1 protein-coding gene is annotated in these 1,419 nt (G+C 39.7%); it reads left to right on the forward strand.

Annotated elements, in window-relative coordinates:
* Positions 1-99: 99 nt before the first annotated feature.
* Positions 100-1,419: IS4 family transposase (locus tag QUB70_RS32500; protein WP_332985925.1), on the forward strand; the 1,320-nt coding region annotated here is incomplete at its 3' end.

A 1,419-nucleotide genomic window follows, 5' to 3' on the forward strand; every position in this document is an offset into this window, starting at 1 on the left:
AAGCTATGCTTTATAAACATCTTTCTTAACAAAAAGTTTGACAAAAATCAACGTCTGTGCTATCACAGGAGCGGGTGCTCGCCAAGGAGTCTGGTTAAAATGATCGATCAATGGGTAAGGCAAGAATTAGAAAAAACTCAATTAGGAGACGCAAGAAGAACAAATAGATTCATGAAAATTGTCTCTAACTTGAGTGAAAAACCAACATCCAGTGTACCTCAAGCTAGTGGTACATGGGCCGAAACTAAGGCTACTTACGATTTCTGGGATTCACCATACATTAAACCAGCTCAGCTTAGGAGAGGACACGTAGATGCGACGCTTGCCAGAATTAAAAATCATCAAATCATCTTGGCAATACAAGATACAACCGAATTAAATTACACTACTCATAAAGCAGTCAAAGGACTCGGATATCTTGATAGTAAATATGCTCAGGGATTGAAAGTACATTCAACTTTGGCAGCAACAACACAGGGGCTACCATTAGGAATTATCGACCAATATGTGTGGGCTAGAGAGCCAAAATCTTTAGGTAAAGCTGCTCAACGTTCTCAAAAATCAACCGAAGAAAAAGAAAGTCAAAGATGGCTTGATGCTTTAAAAAACACGTCATCTATCATCCCTGATTCACAACAAGTAGTCACAATTGCCGATAGAGAAGCAGACTTTTATGACTTGTTTGCCTGTGCGAACCGTGAGGGGGCAGATTTTTTGATTCGAGCTACTCAAAACAGATGTTTAGAGTCTACATCGAATCACCTTAAAGAAGAGATGGAATCGAGGGAGCCACAAGCCACAATGACTGTGGAATTGAAACGCAATCCCACTCGGAAATCTCGACGGGCAACTTTAACTATTCGGTATCAGACTTTAACTATTCAACCACCGCAAAATCGTGCTAAAAAAGAACAATTAAATCCGATTAAACTGCAAGTTATTTTAGTCAGAGAACTACAACCACCATCTGATTCAGAAGCAATAGAGTGGTGGCTATTGACAACTTTACCTATTAGTTGTGTTGAAGATGTGACTACTTATGTGAGATGGTATAGTTATCGTTGGTTGATTGAGCGTTATCATTATGTATTAAAAAGTGGCTGTGGCATTGAGAAGCTACAATTAGAAACAGCAAAAAGGTTAGAAATGGCTTTAGCTACTTATTCTATTGTAGCCTGGCGCTTGCTTTATATTGCTTATGAAGCTCGGCTCGTGCCTGATGCCAGTTGTGAAATTATGTTAGAACCTCCAGAATGGCAAGCTCTTTATGCAACAATTCATCACGAAATTTATCCTCATTCTTACCCACCTACTTTAGGGGAAGCGGTTGGTTGGATTGCTAAATTGGGAGGTTTTTTGGGACGGAAACATGATGGTGTTCCAGGAGTTAAGACTTTGTGGCGTGGATTGAGAAGATTG

The sequence above is a fragment of the Microcoleus sp. A003_D6 genome (assembly GCF_036702825.1).
In the GTDB taxonomy this organism is placed as follows: Bacteria; Cyanobacteriota; Cyanobacteriia; order Cyanobacteriales; family Microcoleaceae; genus Microcoleus.